The organism is Alteromonas sp. ALT199, from assembly GCF_018619335.1.
Taxonomy (GTDB): domain Bacteria; phylum Pseudomonadota; class Gammaproteobacteria; order Enterobacterales; family Alteromonadaceae; genus Alteromonas.
Genome location: NZ_JAHHDX010000115.1, coordinates 49,104 through 71,071, shown reverse-complemented (window position 1 = coordinate 71,071; position 21,968 = coordinate 49,104). Strand labels below are relative to the sequence as shown.

At 45.1% G+C, this 21,968-nt stretch carries 15 protein-coding genes and 1 pseudogene; 12 read left to right on the top strand and 4 right to left on the bottom strand.

The window, feature by feature from the left end; translation table 11 throughout:
- From bamA to tilS, 9 genes and pseudogenes are all read left to right on the top strand, one after another.
- A partial coding sequence (gene bamA, locus KL866_RS12390; protein ID WP_214995260.1) for an outer membrane protein assembly factor BamA occupies window positions 1–1,470 on the top strand: 1,470 nt, incomplete at its 5' end.
- Between the two features lie 61 nt (window positions 1,471–1,531).
- Window positions 1,532–2,047, top strand: a complete 516-nt coding sequence (locus KL866_RS12385; protein WP_025254298.1) for an OmpH family outer membrane protein — start codon at window positions 1,532–1,534, stop codon at window positions 2,045–2,047.
- A 235-nt stretch (window positions 2,048–2,282) separates the two neighbouring features.
- Window positions 2,283–2,732 carry a 3-hydroxyacyl-ACP dehydratase FabZ gene (gene fabZ / locus KL866_RS12380; RefSeq protein WP_025254299.1) on the top strand — a complete coding sequence of 150 codons (450 nt, stop codon included), beginning with the start codon at window positions 2,283–2,285 and terminating at the stop codon, window positions 2,730–2,732.
- 1 nt (window position 2,733) lies between these two features.
- The gene (gene lpxA, locus KL866_RS12375; RefSeq protein WP_025254300.1) at window positions 2,734–3,504 is read left to right on the top strand and encodes an acyl-ACP--UDP-N-acetylglucosamine O-acyltransferase; all 771 of its coding nucleotides are present in this window, start codon (window positions 2,734–2,736) and stop codon (window positions 3,502–3,504) included.
- Window positions 3,505–3,506: 2 nt separating this feature from the next.
- The gene (gene lpxB / locus KL866_RS12370; protein WP_025254301.1) at window positions 3,507–4,655 is read left to right on the top strand and encodes a lipid-A-disaccharide synthase; all 1,149 of its coding nucleotides are present in this window, start codon (window positions 3,507–3,509) and stop codon (window positions 4,653–4,655) included.
- Window positions 4,648–5,220: a ribonuclease HII gene (gene rnhB / locus KL866_RS12365; RefSeq protein WP_025254302.1), complete on the top strand. Its 573-nt coding sequence runs from the start codon at window positions 4,648–4,650 to the stop codon at window positions 5,218–5,220. The genes lpxB and rnhB overlap by 8 nt, the downstream gene beginning before the upstream one ends.
- A 4-nt stretch (window positions 5,221–5,224) precedes the next feature.
- A pseudogene (gene dnaE / locus KL866_RS12360) lies at window positions 5,225–8,688 on the top strand (DNA polymerase III subunit alpha).
- Between the two features lie 68 nt (window positions 8,689–8,756).
- On the top strand, window positions 8,757–9,713 hold the full coding sequence (gene accA, locus KL866_RS12355) for an acetyl-CoA carboxylase carboxyl transferase subunit alpha (protein ID WP_012517579.1): 957 nt from the start codon (window positions 8,757–8,759) through the stop codon (window positions 9,711–9,713).
- A gap of 236 nt (window positions 9,714–9,949) precedes the next feature.
- Entirely contained in the window at window positions 9,950–11,275 is a 1,326-nt protein-coding gene (gene tilS, locus KL866_RS20585; RefSeq protein WP_025254304.1) for a tRNA lysidine(34) synthetase TilS, read from the top strand.
- A gap of 47 nt (window positions 11,276–11,322) precedes the next feature.
- Here tilS and KL866_RS12345 read toward each other — a convergent pair whose 3' ends face one another.
- Entirely contained in the window at window positions 11,323–12,222 is a 900-nt protein-coding gene (locus tag KL866_RS12345) for a GGDEF domain-containing protein (RefSeq protein WP_025254305.1), read from the bottom strand.
- 262 nt (window positions 12,223–12,484) lie between these two features.
- Here KL866_RS12345 and KL866_RS12340 point away from each other — a divergent pair, with 262 nt between their 5' ends.
- Window positions 12,485–14,452: a cation:proton antiporter gene (locus KL866_RS12340; RefSeq protein WP_025254306.1), complete on the top strand. Its 1,968-nt coding sequence runs from the start codon at window positions 12,485–12,487 to the stop codon at window positions 14,450–14,452.
- A 67-nt stretch (window positions 14,453–14,519) separates the two neighbouring features.
- On the opposite strand, the gene KL866_RS12335 is transcribed toward KL866_RS12340, so the two are convergent.
- Window positions 14,520–14,747 carry a hypothetical protein gene (locus tag KL866_RS12335; protein ID WP_029661342.1) on the bottom strand — a complete coding sequence of 76 codons (228 nt, stop codon included), beginning with the start codon at window positions 14,745–14,747 and terminating at the stop codon, window positions 14,520–14,522.
- 346 nt (window positions 14,748–15,093) lie between these two features.
- Here KL866_RS12335 and tadA point away from each other — a divergent pair, with 346 nt between their 5' ends.
- Window positions 15,094–15,792, top strand: a complete 699-nt coding sequence (tadA, locus tag KL866_RS12330) for a tRNA adenosine(34) deaminase TadA (RefSeq protein WP_034325196.1) — start codon at window positions 15,094–15,096, stop codon at window positions 15,790–15,792.
- Between the two features lie 131 nt (window positions 15,793–15,923).
- Here the strand turns inward: tadA and KL866_RS12325 are convergent, their stop codons facing one another.
- A complete protein-coding gene (locus KL866_RS12325; protein ID WP_012517585.1) occupies window positions 15,924–16,079 on the bottom strand; it encodes a hypothetical protein in 156 nt (51 codons plus the stop codon).
- Window positions 16,080–16,327: 248 nt separating this feature from the next.
- Window positions 16,328–17,731 (bottom strand): membrane-bound lytic murein transglycosylase MltF, encoded by a 1,404-nt coding sequence (gene mltF / locus KL866_RS12320; protein WP_025254309.1) that lies wholly within the window; start codon window positions 17,729–17,731, stop codon window positions 16,328–16,330.
- Between the two features lie 176 nt (window positions 17,732–17,907).
- Between mltF and purL the strand changes: the two genes are divergently transcribed.
- Window positions 17,908–21,795 carry a phosphoribosylformylglycinamidine synthase gene (purL, locus tag KL866_RS12315; protein WP_214995258.1) on the top strand — a complete coding sequence of 1,296 codons (3,888 nt, stop codon included), beginning with the start codon at window positions 17,908–17,910 and terminating at the stop codon, window positions 21,793–21,795.
- The last annotated feature ends 173 nt before the right edge of the window (window positions 21,796–21,968 follow it).

The window sequence follows — 21,968 nt, the reverse complement described above, 5'->3', positions numbered from 1 at the left end:
AAGACGGTGAAGTTGACGTTATCAGTCGATCCAGGCAAACGTATTTATGTTAACCGCATTAAGTTCAACGGTAACGTGGTCACTGCTGATAGCGTGCTTCGTCAGAACGTAAGTCAGATGGAAGGTACGTGGCTGTCTAACAACTTGCTAGAGTCTTCTAAGAACCAACTTTCTCGTCTTACCTATATGGAAGAAGTAGAATTTGAAACAGTTCGAATTCCTGGCTCTGAAGATAAAGTAGATATCAACTACAACGTCAAAGAACAACCGTCAGGCTCATTCAACGCGGGTATTGGATATGGCGATAGAACCAAGCTAAGTCTGCAGGCAGGTATTCAGCAAGATAACTTCTTGGGTACAGGTAAACGTGTTGGCCTTAACTTGAGTACTGTTTCATATCAGCGTAGTGCCCAAATCACCTATAATGACCCTTACTTTACTATTGATGGGATCAGTTTAGGCGGCAGTTTAGGTTATAGCGAGTTCGACGGTTCAGACTTTAACGTTATTCAGTACAACTCGAAACGTTGGTCAATTGGTGCGAACATCGGTTATCCAATCAACGAGTTTAACCGTATCAACTTCGGCTTAACCTACAGCAATGTAGAGCTATTTAACCGTGGTTACTACGAGCAAACTGAGCAATTCTATAACCAGTTTACTAACGGCGAAGACCCTGATGCGGCGATTAAGTACGACAGCTATTTGGCGAGTGTAAGCTGGAGCAGAAGTACGCTTAACCGCGGCCTATTCCCAACGGCGGGTTCTTCTCAACGTGCATCGTTTAGCATTACCACACCGAACTCTGACGTTAACTACTTTAAAACCGTATTTGACGGTAAATGGTACTTCCCACTTTCTCGTAATCAACGCTGGTCGTTCCTAACGCGTATTCGTCTCGGATACGGTAACGGTTACGGCGATATCAATGGCAACGAACAAATATTACCGTTTACCGAGAACTTTACGGCGGGTGGTTCAGATTCATTACGAGGGTTTGAAAACAATACGGTTGGCCCTCGCGGTATTTTCCTTGGTAACTCAGGAACGATAACCGGGCCGGATGGTGAATTATTCCCTGCAGATCCAGCTGATGCAGCGCTTTCTTGGTCAACGCGAAGCCTAGGTGGTAACGCCATGGCATTGGGTGGAATCGAATTAATTGTTCCTACGCCATTTGTTGAAGAAGAAATGGATAACTCAGTTCGCACAAGTTTGTTTGTGGATGTGGGTAACGTATGGGATACTGAGTTCGATTATGACTACTACCGTCAGTTTGATATAGCGTCGACACAAAGCGGTGAGCTATTGGACTATTCAGACTGGAGTCTGTATCGTAGCTCTGCAGGTATATCGGTTCAGTGGATTTCTCCAATGGGGCCGATGGTATTCAGCTTTTCGAAAGCAATACAGCAACGGGATGGTGACGATGCAAGATTCTTCACCTTCAATATCGGTCAAACTTTCTAAGACATTAAATCGAGCGCGTTTAAGTCGCGCTCTATAATAAGATTCACAAAAGGAGTTCCCTTTGAAACAGTTGGTTAAACATATCGTTGCAGGAGCAATGTTGGGTAGCGCTTTAGTAAGTACATCTGTAATGGCTGAGCAGAAAATGGCTGTTGTTGATGTTCAAGGTATTTTTCAAGCAATGCCTCAAGCGGCTGAGATTCAAAACGCTATTCAGGCTGAATTTAAAGATCAGCTTGAAGAAGTGAATCAACTGCAGCGAGACGGCCAATTCTATGCTGAGCGTCTTCAACGCGATGCGGCGACGATGAGTGATACAGAGAAAAAAGAACTAGAACAAAAAATCTTGTCAGTTCGTGAAGAGCTATCTAAGAAGGGGCAGCCGCTTCAACAAAACATTCAACGTCGTAGCAACGAAGAGCGCAATAAGCTTCTTGGCCTTATTAAACAAGCTATCGACTCTGTAGCTGCAAAGCAAGGTTATGACTTAGTGCTTAATGCGGGTGCCGTTGCGTTTGCAAAAGAAGAGCACGACCTATCTGAACAAGTACTTCAGCAAGTAAGCAAAGCTAACTAATTAGCTCAGGGCATGTTGGTCTTTGCTGTACATCAAAGATCAGGTGACCCTAGTCAGTTGTAAAATTAGTCAGACCAACTCCCCAAAGGTGTTGGTCTGATTTGTTTTTTGCGCTTAACAGCGTATGGTTGCCGCCGTTTTTAGTTTTTACGGCGAGTTTGACCGAAAATACCAATCAAACATTCGCATTGGTATCAAATTGCTATAGGTCATGCTTGTATACAGGAGATAGTTTTTGGCCAATTCACTTAATACCATCGAAATCCAGGAAATATTGGAGCTATTACCTCATCGGTATCCATTCCTACTTGTTGATCGTGTAACAGACTATGTTCTGGGTGAGTCTGTAAAGGCTTATAAGAATATTACGTTCAACGAACCGTGTTTCATGGGGCACTTCCCTGGACAACCAATTTTCCCTGGTGTTTTAATTCTAGAAGCCATGGCGCAAGCTGCCGGAGTTTTAGGTTTTAAGACCATGGGCAACAATGATAAGTTATACTTGTATGCAGGAATTGATAACGCACGCTTTAAGCGTCCTGTTGTTCCAGGCGACAAGCTTGAGTTTGATGTTGCTTTAGTAAAAGAGCGCAGAGGGATTTGGAAATTTAAAGGTACTGCAAGTGTCGATGGTGACATCGCCTGTGTTGCAGAGTTTATGTGTGCGATGAGAGAGATAGCTTAACGTGATCCATCCTACTGCCGTGATTTCAGAAAGTGCAAAAGTTGGTGCGAACGTCACCATTGGTCCATTTTGTGTGGTAGACGATAACGTCACCATAGGCGATGGCTGTATTCTGAAATCACATGTGGTGGTACGCGGCCCAACGCGTATCGGTAAAAACAATAAGTTTTATCAGTTTTCTTCTATAGGTGAAGACTGCCAAGATAAGAAATATGCGGGTGAGCCCACTGAACTTGTTATCGGCGATGACAACGAATTCAGAGAAGGGGTAACTGTTCACCGAGGCACTATTCAAGACGAGGGTATTACCGTTATCGGTTCTCGTGGTCTCTTTATGGCTAACGCGCACATAGCTCATGATTGTGTACTCGGCAATGACATTATTATTGCGAATAATGTGGCGGTAGCTGGTCACGTTCATATTGACGATTTTGTAATTGTTGGTGGTGCTACTGGTATCCATCAGTTTTGCAAAATTGGGGCGCATGCTTTCTTAGGTGCCGGTGGCATTATCCTAAGAGATGTTCCTCCATTTGTTATGGTCAGTGGGCAAAAGAATATTCCTCAAGGTATAAACTCTGAAGGCTTAAAACGTCGAGGCTTTGCAAAAGAGGAAGTACTCGAGATAAAGCGTGCCTATAAAGCAATATATCGTGAAGGTAATACTATTGATGAGGCGCTAGAAAAACTCGCTGAACCTGCTAGCAAATTTGCTGGTGTAGCGCTAATGGTACAATTCCTGAAAGGCTCTGCGCGAGGTATCATCCGCTAATTATGTCTACGCCAATTCGTATCGGCATGGTTGCCGGAGAGCCCTCTGGTGACGTTCTTGCTGCCGGAATGGTTGCAGAGCTAAAACGCCAATACCCAGATGCTATTATCGAAGGTATTGGCGGTCCAAACATGATAAACGCAGGTTTTCATAGTCTTTTCGATATGGAAACCTTGTCGGTTATGGGACTTGTTGAAGTCCTTTCTCATTTACCTGCCATCTTAAAAGTTAAAAAACAGCTTCTTGCTCATTTCGAGCAAAACCCGCCAGATATCTTCGTAGGTATTGATGCGCCAGATTTTAATTTAAGAGTAGAAAAAACACTTAAAGCAAAAGGCATCAAAACTATGCACTATGTAAGCCCCACTGTGTGGGCATGGCGCGAGAAGCGTATTCACAAGATAGCGAAAGCAGCCAATCGTGTATTGGGCTTATTTCCCTTCGAGCAACAGGTATACGATAAATACAAGGTTCCCTACACCTTTGTAGGGCACACAATGGCTGATGCTATCGCTATTGAGCCAAATCAAGGCGCATCACGAGTAGCATTAGGAGTAGATAGTAATGCTCCTGTATTAGCCGTACTTCCCGGCTCACGAAGAGGGGAAGTAGATACGCTACTTCCTGTGTTTTTAGAAACTATCGAGTCTATTCATGCTAAACGCAGCGATATTCAATTTCTTATCCCTGCGGCAAACGAGCATCGTCTTACGCAAATAAAAGCACTCTTGCTTGAAGCTGATAACGCAGAAGCGCGCTTACCTATTCAGGTAACCCAAGGCACATCAAGGGATGCCATGATAGCTAGCGACGTGGTTTTGCTTGCATCGGGCACAGCTACACTAGAAGCCATGTTGTGTAAGCGCCCAATGGTAGCAGCTTACTTACTTGCACCACTCACTTATAAAATTATGCAGCGCTTGTATAAAGCGCCATATTTTACGTTGCCAAACCTTTTGGCTGATGAGGCAATTGTTCCAGAATTACTTCAAGAAGAGGTAAATGCAGAGAATATGAGCAAACAGCTACTATTCTTTTTCGAAAGTGATAATTCAGCCCTTATTTCCCGTTTCACCGACCTCCACCATACGCTAAAATGCAACGCTGATAAAACAGCAGCAAAAGCTGTCGTGGAGGAATTGTTTGCATAAGTTAATTGCCGGTGTTGATGAAGTGGGGCGCGGCCCCTTAGTTGGTGATGTGGTCACTGCTGCGGTCATTCTTGACCCTGAAAATCCCATTGAAGGACTAGCTGACTCAAAAAAGCTTAGTGAAAAAAAGCGCGTAGCGCTCGCTCATGAGATTCGTGAAAAAGCATTGTACTGGAGTATAGGTAGAGCGAGCCCCGAAGAAATCGACAAGCTTAATATATTGCACGCTACCATGCTCGCTATGATACGAGCGGTAGAAGGTTTGCCTGCAAAGCCAGATTTTGTGCGGGTAGATGGCAACCGCGTCCCTGCTTGGAATTTTGACTCTGAAGCCGTAGTTAAAGGCGATAGCCTGCACGCTGAAATTTCAGCGGCGTCAATTATTGCCAAAGTAGAGCGTGATAACGATATGATTTCGCTTCACCAGGCCTACCCGCAATACAACTTTGCCGGACATAAGGGTTACCCTACAAAAGCACACTTTGAAGCTATCGCCGAATATGGCATCTTAGATTGCTATCGAAAAAGTTTTAAGCCAGTCAAAGCGCTACTCGAAGAGAAATAACATCATGTCATCGCCATTTATTCATTTACGTGTTCACAGCGACTTTTCGATGATGGACGGCCTAAATAAGGTTAAACCTATTCTAGGTAAAGTGTCTGCGCTTGGGATGCCAGCCGTGGCCATCACTGACCAAATGAATATGTGTGGCTTGGTAAAATTCTATTCCGAAGCACACAACTTAGGTATTAAACCCATCATCGGTACCGATTTTTGGGTTACTAATGAAGCGTTCGGCGATGAACCTTTTAGGCTAACTCTTATTGCGATGAATAATGAGGGGTATAAGAATATTACAATTCTTATCTCCAAGGCCTACCTTCGCGGTCACTTAGCCACCGCGCAGTCATTGATCAAGAATGGTTGGCAGAGCATAGCGAAGGCGTTATTGTTTTATCGGGCGCACAGCACGGCGACGTGGGCGTTGGTTTAATGAAAAACAACGTTAAGCTTTTAGACACTTCAATAGAATTTTATCAAACTCACTTTCCCGACCGCTTTTACCTAGAACTAATAAGGACGGGTAGACAGGGCGAGGAAGACTACTTACACCATGCAGTAGAACTTGCTGAAAAACGCGCCTTACCCGTGGTAGCTACGAACGAAGTGTGCTTCATAGACCGTGAAGGCTTTGAGGCTCACGAAATTCGCGTTTGTATTCATGACGGCTACACGTTAGATGATAACCGCCGCCCGAAGCGCTACAGCGATCAGCAGTACCTTCGCACTGCCGAGGAAATGGTTGAGTTATTTAGTGACATCCCAGAAGCCATCGAAAATACGGTAGAAATTGCGAAGCGCTGTAACGTTACTGTTCGTTTAAACGAGTACTTTTTGCCTCAGTTTCCAACTGGCGGTATGACCACTGAAGACTTTCTAGTTAAGGTATCTGAAGAAGGTCTAGAAGAGCGTCTCGAGTTTCTATTCCCCGATGAAGAAGAGCGCAAAGCTAAGCGTTTTGAGTACGACGACCGTCTTCGCATTGAGCTTGAAGTTATCAACCAAATGGGGTTCCCAGGCTACTTCCTTATCGTTATGGAGTTTATCCAGTGGAGTAAGGATAATGGGATACCGGTAGGACCAGGGCGTGGTTCTGGTGCGGGTTCACTGGTGGCCTATGCCCTTAAAATTACCGATCTGGACCCGTTAGAATTTGACCTTCTATTCGAACGTTTCTTAAACCCTGAACGTGTATCTATGCCCGATTTCGATGTCGATTTCTGTATGGATAGACGAGACGAGGTAATCGATCACGTTGCTGAGCTTTATGGGCGTCAGGCGGTATCGCAAATCATTACATTCGGTACTATGGCGGCAAAGGCGGTAGTACGTGATGTGGGCCGTGTATTGGGTCACCCTTATGGTTTTGTGGACAGGATTTCAAAGCTTATTCCACCTGATCCTGGCATGACGTTAGAAAAAGCGTTTAAAGCTGAGCCTCAGCTGCCCGAAGTTTACGATAGCGATGAGGAAGTTAAAGACCTTATCGATATGGCGCGTATTCTTGAAGGTGTAACTCGTAATGCCGGTAAGCACGCCGGTGGTGTTGTTATTGCGCCAACTACCATCACTGATTTCTCGCCTTTGTACTGTGATGACGAAGGTAAAAACCCCGTAACTCAATTCGACAAAAACGACGTTGAAACCGCGGGTCTTGTCAAATTCGACTTCTTAGGACTACGTACACTGACTATTATTCAGTGGGCGATAGATATGATTAAGGAAGGTAAGAACGTTGATGTAGATATCAGCGCTATTCCTCTGGAAGATCCAAGAAGCTTTAGAACCCTTCAAAACGCCGAAACCACCGCAGTTTTCCAGCTGGAATCCCGCGGTATGAAAGAGCTGATCAAGCGCCTTAAGCCAGACTGCTTTGAAGACATCATCGCATTGGTTGCACTATTCCGCCCGGGCCCACTGCAATCGGGCATGGTAGATAACTTTATTGACCGTAAGCACGGACGAGAAGAAATCTCTTACCCCGATGCAGACTATCAACACGAGTGTCTTCAAGAAATATTAGAGCCTACCTACGGCATTATCTTGTATCAGGAACAGGTAATGCAGATTGCCCAGGAAATGGCGGGGTACTCGCTGGGTGGCGCCGACTTGCTTCGCCGAGCAATGGGTAAGAAAAAGCCTGAAGAAATGGCCAAACAGCGCGGTACGTTCGCTGAAGGTGCGAAGGGCAATAATATTGACCCAGACCTAGCAATGAAAATCTTCGACTTGGTAGAAAAATTCGCGGGTTACGGGTTTAACAAATCTCACTCGGCAGCATATGCCTTGGTGTCTTACCAAACCCTTTGGCTGAAAGTACATTATCCTGCGGAATTCATGGCTGCGGTAATGTCGGCGGATATGGATAACACCGATAAAATTGTGACGCTTGTCGATGAATGTGAGCGCATGGGCATTGAAATACTGCCGCCAGATTTGAATGCGGGTAAATACAAGTTTACCGTCGATAGTGAAGGTCGCATTGTTTATGGTATCGGTGCAATTAAAGGGGTAGGCGAAGGCCCGATTGAAGCGATTATTGAAGCGCGGGAAACCCAAGGGGCATTTAAAGATCTTTTTGATTTCTGCGCCAAGATAGACATTAAACGCGTAAATAAGCGAGTGCTAGAGAAGCTGGTGTTAGCGGGGGCAATGGACAACTTAGGTCCGCATCGCGCAAGCTTAATGGCAAGCCTACCTGAGGCTCTTGCCGCAGCAGGGCAGCACGCTAAGGCAGAATCTTTTGGTCAGTCAGACATGTTTGGACTTTTAACCACAGAGCCAGAAGAGGTACAGCAAGCTTTTGCCGATGTCCCAGAATGGCCAGAAAAAGTGTGGTTGGAAGGAGAGAAAGATACCTTAGGTCTTTACTTAACGGGGCACCCCATTAATCAGTACGCTGAAGAACTGCGTTATTATACTGACGGTCGTTTAGTTGATTTAAGACCAACGAACAAAGACCAAATGGCTAGTGCAGTAGGATTAGTGCTTGGCGTTCGAGTAATGACCAACAAACGGGGACGTCGCTGGGCAATAGTGACACTAGACGATAAGAGTGCAAGAATAGACGTGCGTTTCTTCCCTGATATGTACGAACAGTTCGAAAGTGTGTTAGAAACTGACAGAATATTGCTTATAAAGGGACAGGTCAGCTTTGATGATTTCTCTGGGGGCAATACAATCACCGCCCGTGATGTAATGGACATTGTTCAGGCACGAGAGAAAAACGCGAGAGCACTGGCACTTAATATTGATACCCAGATGCTTGAACCGAAGAAAATGAGTCAGATGCAATCTATCCTGCAGGCATTTAACGGTGGAAGTTGTCCTGTTCAGTTAGCGGTAACCCATCCAGACGCAGAAGTAACGCTAGCGTGTGGTGCAAGATGGTATGTTACCCCTGAAGATCAACTTTTACACGATCTCAAACAATGTTTGGGAGACAAAGCCGTTTCAATTCTCTACCATTAAAGGTAAGAGTTCGATAGATTGGACATCTCGCGTTTGTATAGACGAGCGTAGTACGAATAGGACATGAAATGAGTATACAGTTTTTGGACTTTGAACAGCCAATAGCCGAACTAGAAGCAAAAATTGAAGAGCTTAGGTTGGTGAATCAAGGTGGCGAGTTTGACGTTGGTATTGAAGAAGAAATCAATAAGCTTCGCGGTAAAAGCGCAGAGCTAACCAAAAAGATATTTTCTGATCTGGGCGCGTGGCAAGTTTCACAACTGGCACGCCACCCAATGCGTCCATATACGCTAGATTACATTCCTCGTATTTTTACGGAATTCGACGAGCTTGCTGGTGACCGTGCGTTTGCAGACGATAAAGCGATTGTTGGTGGCCCAGCAATGTTAGATGACCAGCCCGTAATGATTATTGGTCATCAAAAAGGCCGTGATACTAACGAAAAAATTAAGCGTAACTTCGGAATGCCTAAGCCCGAAGGTTACCGTAAAGCCTTACGCCTTATGAAGATGGCTGAGCGCTTTAACATGCCTATTATCACCTTTATCGACACGCCTGGGGCATACCCAGGTGTGGGCGCTGAAGAGCGCGGTCAAAGTGAAGCCATTGCGAAAAACTTGTTCGAAATGGCTGAGCTGACTGTTCCTATCGTATGCACGGTAATTGGTGAAGGTGGTTCAGGTGGTGCACTGGCAATTGGTGTTGGCGATCGCGTGAACATGCTTCAATATTCCACGTACTCGGTTATTTCACCAGAAGGTTGCGCCTCTATTTTGTGGAAAAGTGCAGAAAAAGCGCCATTAGCTGCTGAAGCTATGGGCGTAAGTGCTCCACAGATTAAAGAGCTCGGTCTGATTAACAGTATTGTTGAAGAGCCATTAGGTGGCGCTCACCGCGACCACAATGGTATGGCCGCCAATCTTAAAGCGGTAATAAAGCAGCAGCTTAATCAGCTTAAAGAGCTTGATAAAACTAAGCTGATGGAAGAGCGTTACGAGCGATTAATGTCGTTCGGTTATTGCTAATTTCTATTAAAAAAGCTTGCACCAAAGAACAATTAGTGACTTTGTGGAGCGGCGTTCTATGAGCTTAGACGCTTCATATAAAATCTAGCAAGTCGTGGCTTAGTTCATGTTGGTTCGTATAAAATTAAGGGGTTGTTTACCATAGGTATCCACCCCTTTTTCGTTATTAGAAAGCTAGAATTTAGACATATACAAAGCTAAAACAAAGAAATAGAACAGTAAGGTATTATCGGTCTGTGACCCCTCTACAACCTCCAATTATTGAACACATCGTCAATCGTATCGTTACGTCACTTACTGGTGTAAAACGACCGCTTCAATCGCCTCTTGTGGTTGCCTACAGCGGTGGTGTGGATTCGACGGTACTACTTCAAGCCGTTATTGCATTTCGAGAGCTATATAATGCTCCTGTTCACGCTGTCCATGTTCACCACGGCTTAAGCGAAAATGCCGATGAGTGGGCCCGTCATTGTGAATTGCAGTGCCGACTTGAAGATGTTGAATTTCATCAATACCGAGTAGAGGTAGATACCAGTTCTCGTAAAAGCTTAGAAGCTGAAGCGCGCAAGGTACGCTATAACGCTCTTTTAGATGTATGCGCGGATATTGGTGGTGCTTTGTTGTTAGGTCAGCACGCTGAAGATCAGCTTGAAACTGTACTATTGCAATTAAAGCGCGGAGCAGGCCCGCAAGGCCTGGCAGGAATGGGGGAAGTGCAGTTTCGCAGTGAAACCCTTGTAATGCGGCCTATGTTAGCGCTCGAAAAAGCGGATATTGTCGCATTTGCTGAAGAGGAAATGCTGCAGTGGGTCGAGGATGAATCTAACCAGCAAAACAGCTTTGACAGGAATTTTCTACGAAACGAAATTATTCCTCACTTGCTGGCGCGCTGGCCTAAATTAACTAAAACAGTGGGTCGAAGTGCAGAGCTTTGTGCTGAGCAAAGTGAGTTAGTCAGTGAATCGGCAAAGCAATACTTAAAAGATTGTAAACGCACTGACTTCAGGCTTGATGGTCAAAAGCTTGCTGCTTTATCACTCCCTTGGCAGGCAATGGTAATTCGTGCCTGGTTTAAAGAACGGGGGCAGCTTGCCCCCTCAAAAGCGCAGGCAGACCAAATACTTGCAATGTTGGGGGCAAAACACGACGCCACCCCAGAAGTAACGTTTAAGTGGGGAAGGGTTATACGATTTGACCACGACCTTTACTGGGTTGTGAATAGCATCCATGAAATACCACAAAGACTTAAGTTGTCGTTAGGACGAGATATACCTCTTCCTTGGTTGCATGGCCATATTAGGGTCGTAAGGTCTGAAGAAAAAAATGATGATACGGTTTACTTGCAGACGAATGACCGTAATTTACGGGTAAAACCTGAAAACGCAAATGTGTCTAAGCTATTGAAAGAATGGTTTAAGGTATGGCGCGTGCCGCGATGGGAGAGAAACGGCGTACCCACTATTTTCTTAAACGAGCAGCCTATTGCTACCATTATTGATGGTCAGGTTATTTACTTGCAACCGAAAGTGTCTTGCATCAGTTTAACGTTTAACACTGAATAAGCGGCATGGAATTGCCGCTATTAGTCGAAATAGGCGTTAGATATTAATTAGGCCGCGTGATAGCTATTTTTGCCTGAATTCTTCACTTGGTATAGCGCGTTATCAGCACGGTTAAACAAACTACTAATACTGTCACCTTCTCGGTGAATAGTGCCACCAAGGCTTGTAGATACGCCTAGTCGACGTAAGTAGTTCGAACTATTTATACTCATCTGAATACGTTGGGCAGCACAAGCTAGCTGCTGTTGCGATTGACAATCTAGCAAACAACAAAACTCATCGCCGCCATAGCGAAATGCTTCGTCTTCATCGCGCAGAACGTTAGATAAGTGCGATGCAACATGGACGAGCACCTTGTCACCTTCGCCATGACCAAAATTATCATTCACATATTTGAAGTTGTCCAAGTCGATGACCAAAAGTGCAAATGGTTCATCGTGCCGCTGCGCCCACCCCAACTGTCTTGTCATAGACTGCTCGAATCCCGCGCGGTTACCCAAGTTAGTTAACACATCTTTGGTTGCCATCTGCTGCATACGCATAAATGAGAGAGCGTGCTTTACTTGTTTTCCAAATAAATCATGAAGTTGGAATAGGCTCTCACGTTGCGATAGCGATAAGGGTGAACTAATGTAATAGTAGACATGGGCTTGCTCGCCGTTAACAGCGTTTTCACCTTGAAGTGGTAAATCAATCTGTGTTGACGATATCTTTGCATTACCGTAAACCCAACGCGAATCGAAATCGGAAAGACTAAATCCGACGACAGGTAACAAGGTGTTAAGCTGCTGAAAGTACACGCCACCTAGCTCTTGAAGCTCAAGCGTAGATAGAATTTGTGTAACAAAGCATGATAATTCACTGAAAGAAAGCGATTTACCTGTGCTCTCAGCAGGATAAAAATTGCTATGTTGTGTGCTATCGTAGACTGACGTTAAAAAATCCACAGTAGTGCCCTTATACAAAATACGTTGGTATGCAAAGAAACAAGTGTCAAAGCCCTGACGTTTCTGTGGCCACATTCGCGTTATCGCGACAATTATGACGATCACAGCGGCAAAACTTGCCGGATCTGCATTTACATAGGGGTTTTGCAAGCTAGATGCCAACAGCACATTAGTGGTGCTAGTCTTTAGTCTAATGTGTAAGGTTGCGTAAATTATAGCGCTTCTTTTACAAACGGAAGTAGATGTTACTCTAGGAGGTTTTGTGGGGACGAGTTTTTTAAATATCGTAATACTGATGTTTATATCGGTCTGCGCGGTCGCATTATTTAAACGCATTCATCTCCCACCTATTCTTGCTTATCTATTCGCTGGCGTGCTTGCAGGGCCACAACTACTCTCCGTGTTTGCTCACCCCGAAGAAATGCACTTGTTGGCCGAAGTGGGTATAGTTTTTCTGCTTTTTTCCCTAGGGCTAGAATTCTCCCTTCCCAAATTACTGGCTATGCGCTCTTTGGTGTTTGGCGTGGGGCTAGGGCAAATGCTTTTTACTACAGCTGTTTTTACCTGCGTACCGTTTTTCTTGGGGATTCCAATTAGTGCATCTATTATTATTGGCGGTACGCTGGCGCTAAGTTCTACCGCCATCGTTATAAAGCAAGCTACCGAAATGGGTATTCTTAACAATCGGCGAACACAACTCGCTGTCAGTATCTTGCTCTTTCAGGACTTAGCTGTAGTCCCTTTTCTCATCGCCATTCCCTTACTCGCGCAAACTGGCGAGGTGAGTATTGCTCTTGCTCTGGGGGAGGCGCTACTTAAAGGCGTATTCGTCATTGCATTTTTAATGTCAGTGGGTAAGTGGTTACTTCCTTGGGTGTTTAGGGAAGTCGCGAGAACAAGAACCGATGAGCTATTTGTATTGACCACCATATTGATTGCTTTGCTAGCTGGTGGTCTTACCTACTATTTTGGGCTTTCAATGGCGTTAGGTGCGTTCTTGGCGGGTATGATGTTGGGTGAAAGCCAATACAAATATCAACTTGAAGCCGATATACGCCCATTTCGCGATATTTTAATGGGTTTGTTCTTTGTGACCGTTGGCATGCAGTTGGAACTTACCGTGCTCTGGAACAGCTTGTTTGAAATTGTATTTGGTGTTTTTGCGCTAATGATAGTTAAAGTTATCTTGGTAAGAATGGCGTCCCTTTTAGTTAAAACTGACGCCATTGATGGCTGGTCCGCGGGTGTGAAACTTTGTCAAATTGGAGAATTTAGCTTCGTAATCGCGGCGCTTGCCACAACACACGGTGTATTAACCTCCGAACAATCATCGTTGATTGTATGCATGGGAGTAATAAGTATGGCGCTAACGCCATGGCTTATGAACAACAGCGTGACTATCGCAAAACGTATTGTTAATAATGATGTCTCATTTGATGATAACGCTAGCTATGGCAATACAGAGCCACTGACTAACCATGTCATTATTTGTGGGTTTGGTCGTGTTGGGCAGTCGGTAGCGCGCATGTTGAAGATGGAAGGTATTCATTTTGTTGCTATAGATATGGACCCTGTCAGAGTGCACGAAAGCCGTAACGCGGGAGAGCCGGTGATCTTTGGCGATGCCAGTCAAAAAGATATTTTGCTTAATGCTAACGTGGAAAGTGCAAAACTTGTACTTGTAACGTTTGATCAAGTCGATAAAGCCAAACAAGTGATTACGCAGACCCGAAGCATAACGAGTACTACAGATGTCATGGTTCGCACCAAACGCGACTACCAACTCGAAAGCCTTTACAGCGCGGGCGCAAACCAAGTGGTGCCCGAATTACAAGAGGGCAGCTTAATGTTGGTCTCGCAGGTGCTACATTACGCTGGCGTGCCCATGTCACGCATTTTGAAGCGGGTGCGGGCTGAGAGAAAAGGGCGCTATGATCATATGCACGGTTTTTATCCAGGTGAAACAACAGAGATCACCTATGGCACGGAAGACAAGCTTGAGTTTATCCATGCTGTTGTGTTGTCTGAACACGCATCTTGCATTGGTAAAGCCATAAAAGATATTGATTTCACAAGAATGCGTGTTGCCATTAAAGGTTTGAGACGCGACGGTAATGAAGTTAAAGACCCCGACAAAAACGCTATTTTACAGGCTCACGATGTACTGGTGATTGCAGGTAAACCCCGACGGGTAGAGCGGGCGGAACGCAAACTCTTGGAAGGCAATTAATTTAGTAGCCAGCGCGCACTATTCCGTGAGGTTGATTGCGCTGGCAGAATACTTTATTTAACTGAACTTAAGCGACGCGGTCTTTCTCTAAATCGGCAAACTGCTTTTTTAGGTCGTAGCGCTCATCAGTAACAATTTTTTCAAGTACAGATACGCGTTCTTTTAAGTCTGCAATTTCTTTTTTATAAGCTTCAGTCTCTTTGTTACTGAGTTTCTTTTTGCTTTTGTCTTTTGCACTGTCGATGATGGTAACTAACGCCCAAGCACAAATGGCTACTATTGCAATCGCGGTCATATTCACGGTGGTATCCCTCACAAATGGCTTTAAAAGAGTGTAGGTGAAAATGTGGTCAGTTGCCTAATTCACCCAGTATTTAGCTTTTCTCTTTAGTACAAAAAGGCTAAATACTTATTAGTAAAATTACTGCTTTGCTTCAGGTACTATAGCGGTTATTAAGCTAGGCTTTACAAAATAAATGTAACCAGTTAAGTCCTTAACACCAGCAGTGTTATAATGAAAGATAGCAATTAGGTTGCCAAGTGACAAAAGTCATTACTTTCTAGTAAGTTAGAATTTTCACCTAGTTTTATGCAGAATAATTGTTAATTAATTTCACCAAGTAAAGTAGCAAAATTGACTAATGAGTGACCAAAACAGCAACCTTCCAACACCAAATTTCGACACTGGAAAAGCCCAGCCTCAAGAGCAAAACAACGAAAATGTAGCAGAGCAAGCGCTAGAGCCCCAAGTACTAACTGCAGGAGTAGACCTAGCGAGAGAAAATATTGCTCAAGATAACTCAGTTCACGAAAATTTTGTAAGCGGGCCGGTTTCTGAAGAAGACGTAATGTGGATGAAGCACGCATTAACCCTTGCTGATAAAGCAGAATTGATTGGTGAAGTGCCGGTGGGGGCCTGTGTAGTTTTAAATGGAGAGTTAATTGGTGAAGGCTTCAATAGTCCGATTTCGGATAATGATCCATCTGCCCATGCAGAGTTGCGCGCTGTCAAAGATGCTGCTTCTAAGGTGCAAAACTATCGGCTTATTGACGCTACGCTGTATGTCACTTTAGAACCCTGCTCTATGTGTGCTGGTATGCTTGTGCATGCGCGAGTAAAGCGGGTGGTGTTTGGTACTAAAGATGCTAAAACCGGTGCTGCGGGCTCGGTTATGAACTTATTGCAACACCCTGCACTTAATCATCAAGTTGAGATTGTGTCTGGCGTTCTAGCTGAAGATTGTGCGAATAAGTTGTCAGACTTTTTTCGAAAGCGCAGAAAAGAAATCAAGGCTGCCAAAAAGGCGAAAAAACATCTAGAGGGGGATGCTTCAAGTTAATTTTTATTTCTTTGGCTTGAAGATGTGTTTATTAGTGTTATTCGCCTGTTTGGTTTGTTGAGCTGGTTAGTTCAACTAAGCGATCTCAATTAATAGACCTCTATCTCTTAAGCGACCAGCTTAAAAGTATTTTAGCTAGGCTTACGGGTCAACTGAGTGAACATATCACTTGTTACAAATAGTTTGCGACGTTGAAGTACTTTCTGATGGCAACGCTTAAGCATTAGTCTGCGTCTGTTGTTGTTTTTCAATTTTATTCCTTTTTTCATAAAGCGGTTTTTTTTCATTTATTCTCCTTTCTCACATCGAGGCTATTTTCCTCGTTGTGACCACATTTTTCCGTTTAGGAAAATGCTCTGTCGTTTGAACTAAGCTCTTATTATTCGAGAGGCACAGTTCTTTTAGAGTTAACAATCTTTTAGAAAAATTAAGGTTCTGAGAAAGCGAGTTAATTAAAAACTAACTCGCTTAAAGGGTACAAGGTAAAGATGACATCAAAATGACAGTTTTCAATAGATTAGTAAAACCAACAAGATTAAATTTTTCCTTGTTCATCTAACCAGACTAAGCTGTCGTAGTAGCGACGAATATTTTCTACGTATTGTAAAGCCTCATCGCCTCTAGCGTAGCCATAGCGGGTGGTACGGTAATACTTCTTTTGCCTTAACTGTGGCAATCGTCGTTTCACATCTACCCACAAATCTGGGTTGCCTCCTTGCTGCTCGGTGAGCACCCTTGCATCTTCTAAATGCCCGATGCCGATATTATATGATGCCATCGCCATCCAGGTTCTATCGGGTTCGCTTATTCGTGCGGGTATGCGACCTAGCAAACTGGCAAAGTAACGGGAGCCGCCGCGAATACTTTGCTCTGGATTAGTTCTATCATCCACATCCCAGTCACTCGCTGTATCCAGCGTCAGCATCATTAGGCCGCGAACCCCAGTTCTTGATACAGCACTACTATCCCAATGACTCTCTTGATAGCTCATGGCCGCAAGCAGTCGCCAGTCTAGATCACCTGCATATTGTTGAAATAGCGGCTTGTATTGGGCTAGCGCAGTTTCAGCTGCGTAGTTAAATGCGCGGCTGTCTACATAATCGAACTGGCGGATATGACCGAAATACTTATCCTCCAGTACCGTAAACCAGCCAGATTGATGTACGGTACCAAAATATTCAATAAGCGCAGCTTTAACCGAATCGTCTTGATGTAGCGGAAGCGCCCAAGCCATCGGCATATTTTCGTCAAGGGTTTTCGCTACAGCCAAGTTTGGATAACGTCTGCGCTGTAAAGCCAAACGGTTGCTGTCGGCTACTGTATAAGCGATATCACCATTAGCCACTTGTTGCAGCAGTTCTTCAGAGTCAGAGTCTTCGGTGGTAATGAGCTCGGTCTTTATCACTACTTTTTCAGTATCCGTTGCTTCGTCACCTAAATCGCTCAAAAGATCAGAAAGTAAGTGAGCTTGGCTACTCCCAGCAACCGTTATAATGGGGGAGTCAAGTTTTAACAGGTCCCTGGGCCTTGATGTTCCAGCTTGAAATACAAGTTGCTGTTTGACGTGTTGATAGGCAGGACCATAAGTAAAACGGTTTTTTAGCGAAGGTGTCACTGCATCGCCAGTGGCTACCACGTCCAAGTTGCCTTCTTCTAACTGTTCCAACATGACTTCGTAGCTGTAAAACGGATACAAATCGAGAGTGACGCCAAGGTAGTCGGCGAACCCAGCTAGCAATTCAAACTCAAAACCCTGTGGCCCTTCTGCGCCGTTATAGAATGTACCTGCACCATAGACTGTTCCTACGCGGATGGTTTCCCGTTCCAATAATGAAGAAAGGGCAGTGGGAACCGAGGGCACGCCACAGCTCATAACAGCAATGGATAAAATGATTATTAGTTGTAGTTTTAATCGTTTTTTATAGTCTTGTGACTGCATAGACCTTTACTTGTTGTTATTAAACCGTCTAAGTTTAAAAAAAAGTTCATGTAAGCGCGTTATGAGGTTACTTACTGTGCATAATTACTCTATAATCCGCGCCGAAATACTCATCAATCCAAGAGGCAACGCGTCGCATTGGTGGTCGTTGTTTCTAACAAACCAGGTAAATCAATATGTTGGTCCTTCGAGGCGCTCCTGCACTATCAGAGTTTAACCAAACTAAACTGATTGCAAAGCTGGGTCAATCCGGCGTTAGGGTTAAAAACCTATATAGCGAATATGTTCACCTAGTCGATTCCCAAGGTGACTTGTCTAAGCAGCAAATAGAAATACTCGAGAAGCTGCTCACTTACGGCCCCGCGAGGCAAGCACAAACACCTTCTGGAACCCTCTTCCTTATTACTCCTCGCCCCGGCACTATCTCTCCCTGGTCTTCTAAAGCCACCGACATCGCTCACAACTGCAGTTTAAAAAGTATCAATCGCATAGAGCGTGGGTGTGCGTTTTATATCGAAACAGAAGATACGTTAAGTGACGATGATTTTGCACTCATTGCTAGCTTCTTACACGACAGAATGACTGAGTCAGTGTTCACCAATACTGACGATGCAGCGGTGCTGTTTGCACAGACCGAAGCTAACACTTTCACTAGTGTAGACGTATTAGGGGAAGGCAAAGATGCTCTGGTTAATGCAAACGTGGCATTGGGCCTGGCATTAGCTGATGATGAGATTGACTACCTGTTTGATAGTTTTACTAAGCTAGGCAGAAACCCGACTGACGTTGAACTTTATATGTTTGCTCAAGCAAACTCGGAACATTGTCGCCATAAGATTTTTAACGCAAGCTGGACCATCGACGGCGAAGACCAAGAAAAGTCGCTGTTCAAAATGATCAAAAACACTTACGAGTTATTACCTGATCACGTTTACTCAGCTTACAAAGATAACGCAGCAGTAATGGAAGGCTGGGAAGCTGGACGCTTCTTCCCAAATCCTCAGTCACATCAATATGAATACCATCATGAAAATATCGATATTTTAATGAAGGTAGAAACCCACAACCACCCAACGGCAATTTCACCGTTCCCGGGCGCAGCAACCGGCTCTGGTGGTGAAATTCGTGATGAAGGGGCTACAGGACGTGGCTCAAAACCTAAGGCAGGTTTAGTTGGTTTTACCGTATCTAATTTACGTATTCCTGGCGCAGAGCAGCCATGGGAAGCTGAGTATGGTAAGCCACAGCGCATTGTGAGCGCTCTCGATATTATGCTTGAAGGCCCATTAGGTGGCGCAGCATTTAACAATGAATTTGGTCGCCCAGCGCTACTCGGTTACTTCCGTACGTTTGAGCAAGAAGTTAATAGTTTTAACGGCGTAGAGGTAAGAGGCTATCACAAGCCCATTATGCTAGCCGGTGGTTTAGGCAACATCCGCCGTGACCATATTGAAAAAGGCGAAATCACGGTAGGCGCTAAGCTTATTGTTCTTGGCGGCCCTGCAATGAACATTGGTCTTGGTGGTGGTGCGGCGTCGTCAATGGCGTCTGGACAGTCAAACGAAGATTTAGACTTTGCTTCAGTGCAGCGTGACAACCCTGAGATGGAGCGTCGTTGTCAGGAAGTGATAGATGCATGTTGGCAGCTGGGGGACGACAACCCTATTCAGTTTATCCATGATGTGGGCGCAGGTGGTCTTTCAAACGCACTGCCTGAGCTAGTTAACGACGGCGGTCGTGGCGGTAACTTTGAGCTAAGAAAAGTGCTGTCTGATGAGCCTGGCATGACGCCGCTAGAGCTTTGGTGTAACGAATCGCAAGAACGTTATGTTATGTCTGTGGCACCGGAAAATATGCCGGTATTCGAAGCGATTTGCGCCCGCGAACGCGCGCCGTTTGCGGTAGTGGGTGAAGCTACTGCCGAGCCGCATCTAAATCTAAACGACAGTCAGTTTGAGAACAAACCTATTGATATGCCGCTAGATGTACTTTTAGGCAAGCCGCCTAAGATGCACCGCGACGTATGCTCAACCAAGGTAAGCTCACCAGCATTAGACGACGCAGGCATTACTTTAAGTGATGCAGCGACGCGCATTTTGTCACTACCTACAGTGGCAGAGAAAACATTCCTTATCACTATAGGTGATCGCTCGGTAACAGGCCTTGTAAGTCGCGACCAAATGGTTGGGCCATGGCAGGTGCCAGTGGCTGACGTAGCTGTAACCGCAGCGGCATTTGACACCTACCACGGTGAAGCGATGACGATGGGTGAACGCACCCCAGTTGCACTTTTATCACACGGTGCGTCTGCGCGTCTTGCGGTAGGTGAAGCGCTAACCAACATTGCTGCAGCAAACATTGGTGATATTAAACGCATTAAACTGTCTGCAAACTGGATGGCAGCAGCTGGACATCCAGGTGAAGATGCAGGTCTTTACGAAGCGGTGAAAGCAGTGGGTGAAGAGCTTTGCCCAGAGCTAGGTTTAACCATTCCTGTCGGTAAAGACTCTATGTCGATGAAAACCGCATGGAATGAAAAAGGTGAAGATAAAGCGGTTACTTCTCCGCTGTCACTGGTTATTTCAGCGTTTGGCGCAGTAAAAGATATTCGCAAAACCCTAACGCCTCAGCTACGCACAGACAAAGGCGCAAGCCGCTTGTTGCTACTAGATTTGGGCGAAGGTAAAAATCGCTTGGGCGCTAGCTGTTTAGCGCAGGTCTATACACAGCTTGGCGATAGCCCAGCAGATGTGGTTTCTGCTACCCGTCTTAAAAGCTTCTTTGACGCTATGCAAACGCTTATCGAAAACGGTTTGGTGTGTGCTTACCACGACCGTTCAGACGGCGGCCTATTCACTACAGTGGCAGAAATGGCCTTTGCAGGCAAAACAGGTGTAAGCATTAACCTTGATAGCCTTGAAGGCAACGATATCGCTGTATTGTTCAATGAAGAATTGGGCGGTGTTATTCAAGTGCTTGAAAGCGACCTAGACGCAGTTAACGCTGTACTGGCTAAGTTTGACTTAACTGAATTGGCTCACGATATCGGTACATTAAACAGCACAGATATGATTGAGTTTAGCCGCGACGGTGTAGCTGTACTTGCCGATAGCCGTGTATCAATGCGTACTACCTGGGCGCAAACTACGTTTGAAATGCAAAAGCTTCGTGATAACCCAGAGTGTGCTGAACAAGAACACACTGCGAAGCAAGATGCTGCCGACCCTGGTTTGCATGTAGCACTATCTTACGATGTCAACGAAGACGTTGCCGCACCTTATATTGCCAAAGGCGTTAAGCCAAAAGTGGCGATTTTAAGAGAGCAGGGCGTTAATTCACATCTAGAAATGGCAGCAGCATTTACCCGTGCAGGTTTTGACGCTATCGACGTGCACATGAGTGACGTGCTGTCGGGTCGCATTACCCTTGAGCAGTTTGCGGGTCTTGCTGCTTGTGGCGGTTTCTCTTACGGCGACGTATTAGGTGCAGGTGAAGGTTGGGCAAAGTCTATTCTATTCAACAGCATGGCGCGGGATCAGTTCGAAGGCTTCTTTAACCGCAATGACACTTTTAGTTTAGGTGTATGTAACGGTTGTCAGATGCTATCGAACCTAAAATCATTGATTCCTGGCACTGAGCACTGGCCGCACTTTGTCACTAACCAGTCGGCGCGTTTTGAAGCCCGCGTTGCCATGGTTGAAGTGATGGAGTCTAAGTCTGTGCTGCTAGATGGTATGGCAGGCTCGCGTATGCCGATTGCTGTGTCGCACGGCGAAGGTCAGGCTGAATTTGCAAATGAAAACGCGCTATCGCAGGTTAGCGGTCAGGTAGCCATGCGTTACGTAGATAACTACGGCAAGCCAACTATGCAATACCCAGCTAACCCGAACGGTTCACCGCAAGGTATTACTGGTTTAACGTCTGTCGATGGGCGCAGCACTATTATGATGCCGCACCCTGAACGTGTGTTTAGAGCCGTTGCAAACTCATGGTGCCCAGACGATTGGCAAGAAGATGGCGCGTGGATGCGTATCTTTAGAAACGCCCGTAAGTTTGTTGGTTAATGTAACAGAGTGACCTTAATAAACAGGGGGAAACCCCTGTTTATTTTCTATAAAAATACTGTTTAATAAATACGCATACCTTAAATAGGTGTCAAAGCTTTGGCAAAGTGTCAAAAATCTGCTTTTTGCCCTTGTCATCAGTTTGTCACTGATCTATTGTAGTGCGAGCAAGG

What these genes read in the sequence shown, in the direction of transcription:
- accA (WP_012517579.1), top strand. Translation starts at nt 8,757, where the DNA reads ATGAGTATACAGTTTTTGGACTTTGAACAGCCAATAGCCGAACTAGAA.
- purL (WP_214995258.1), top strand. Translation starts at nt 17,908, where the DNA reads ATGTTGGTCCTTCGAGGCGCTCCTGCACTATCAGAGTTTAACCAAACT.
- mltF (WP_025254309.1), bottom strand. Translation starts at nt 17,731, where the DNA reads ATGCAGTCACAAGACTATAAAAAACGATTAAAACTACAACTAATAATC.
- lpxB (WP_025254301.1), top strand. Translation starts at nt 3,507, where the DNA reads ATGTCTACGCCAATTCGTATCGGCATGGTTGCCGGAGAGCCCTCTGGT.
- KL866_RS12325 (WP_012517585.1), bottom strand. Translation starts at nt 16,079, where the DNA reads ATGAAAAAAAACCGCTTTATGAAAAAAGGAATAAAATTGAAAAACAAC.
- tadA (WP_034325196.1), top strand. Translation starts at nt 15,094, where the DNA reads ATGAGTGACCAAAACAGCAACCTTCCAACACCAAATTTCGACACTGGA.
- KL866_RS12335 (WP_029661342.1), bottom strand. Translation starts at nt 14,747, where the DNA reads ATGACCGCGATTGCAATAGTAGCCATTTGTGCTTGGGCGTTAGTTACC.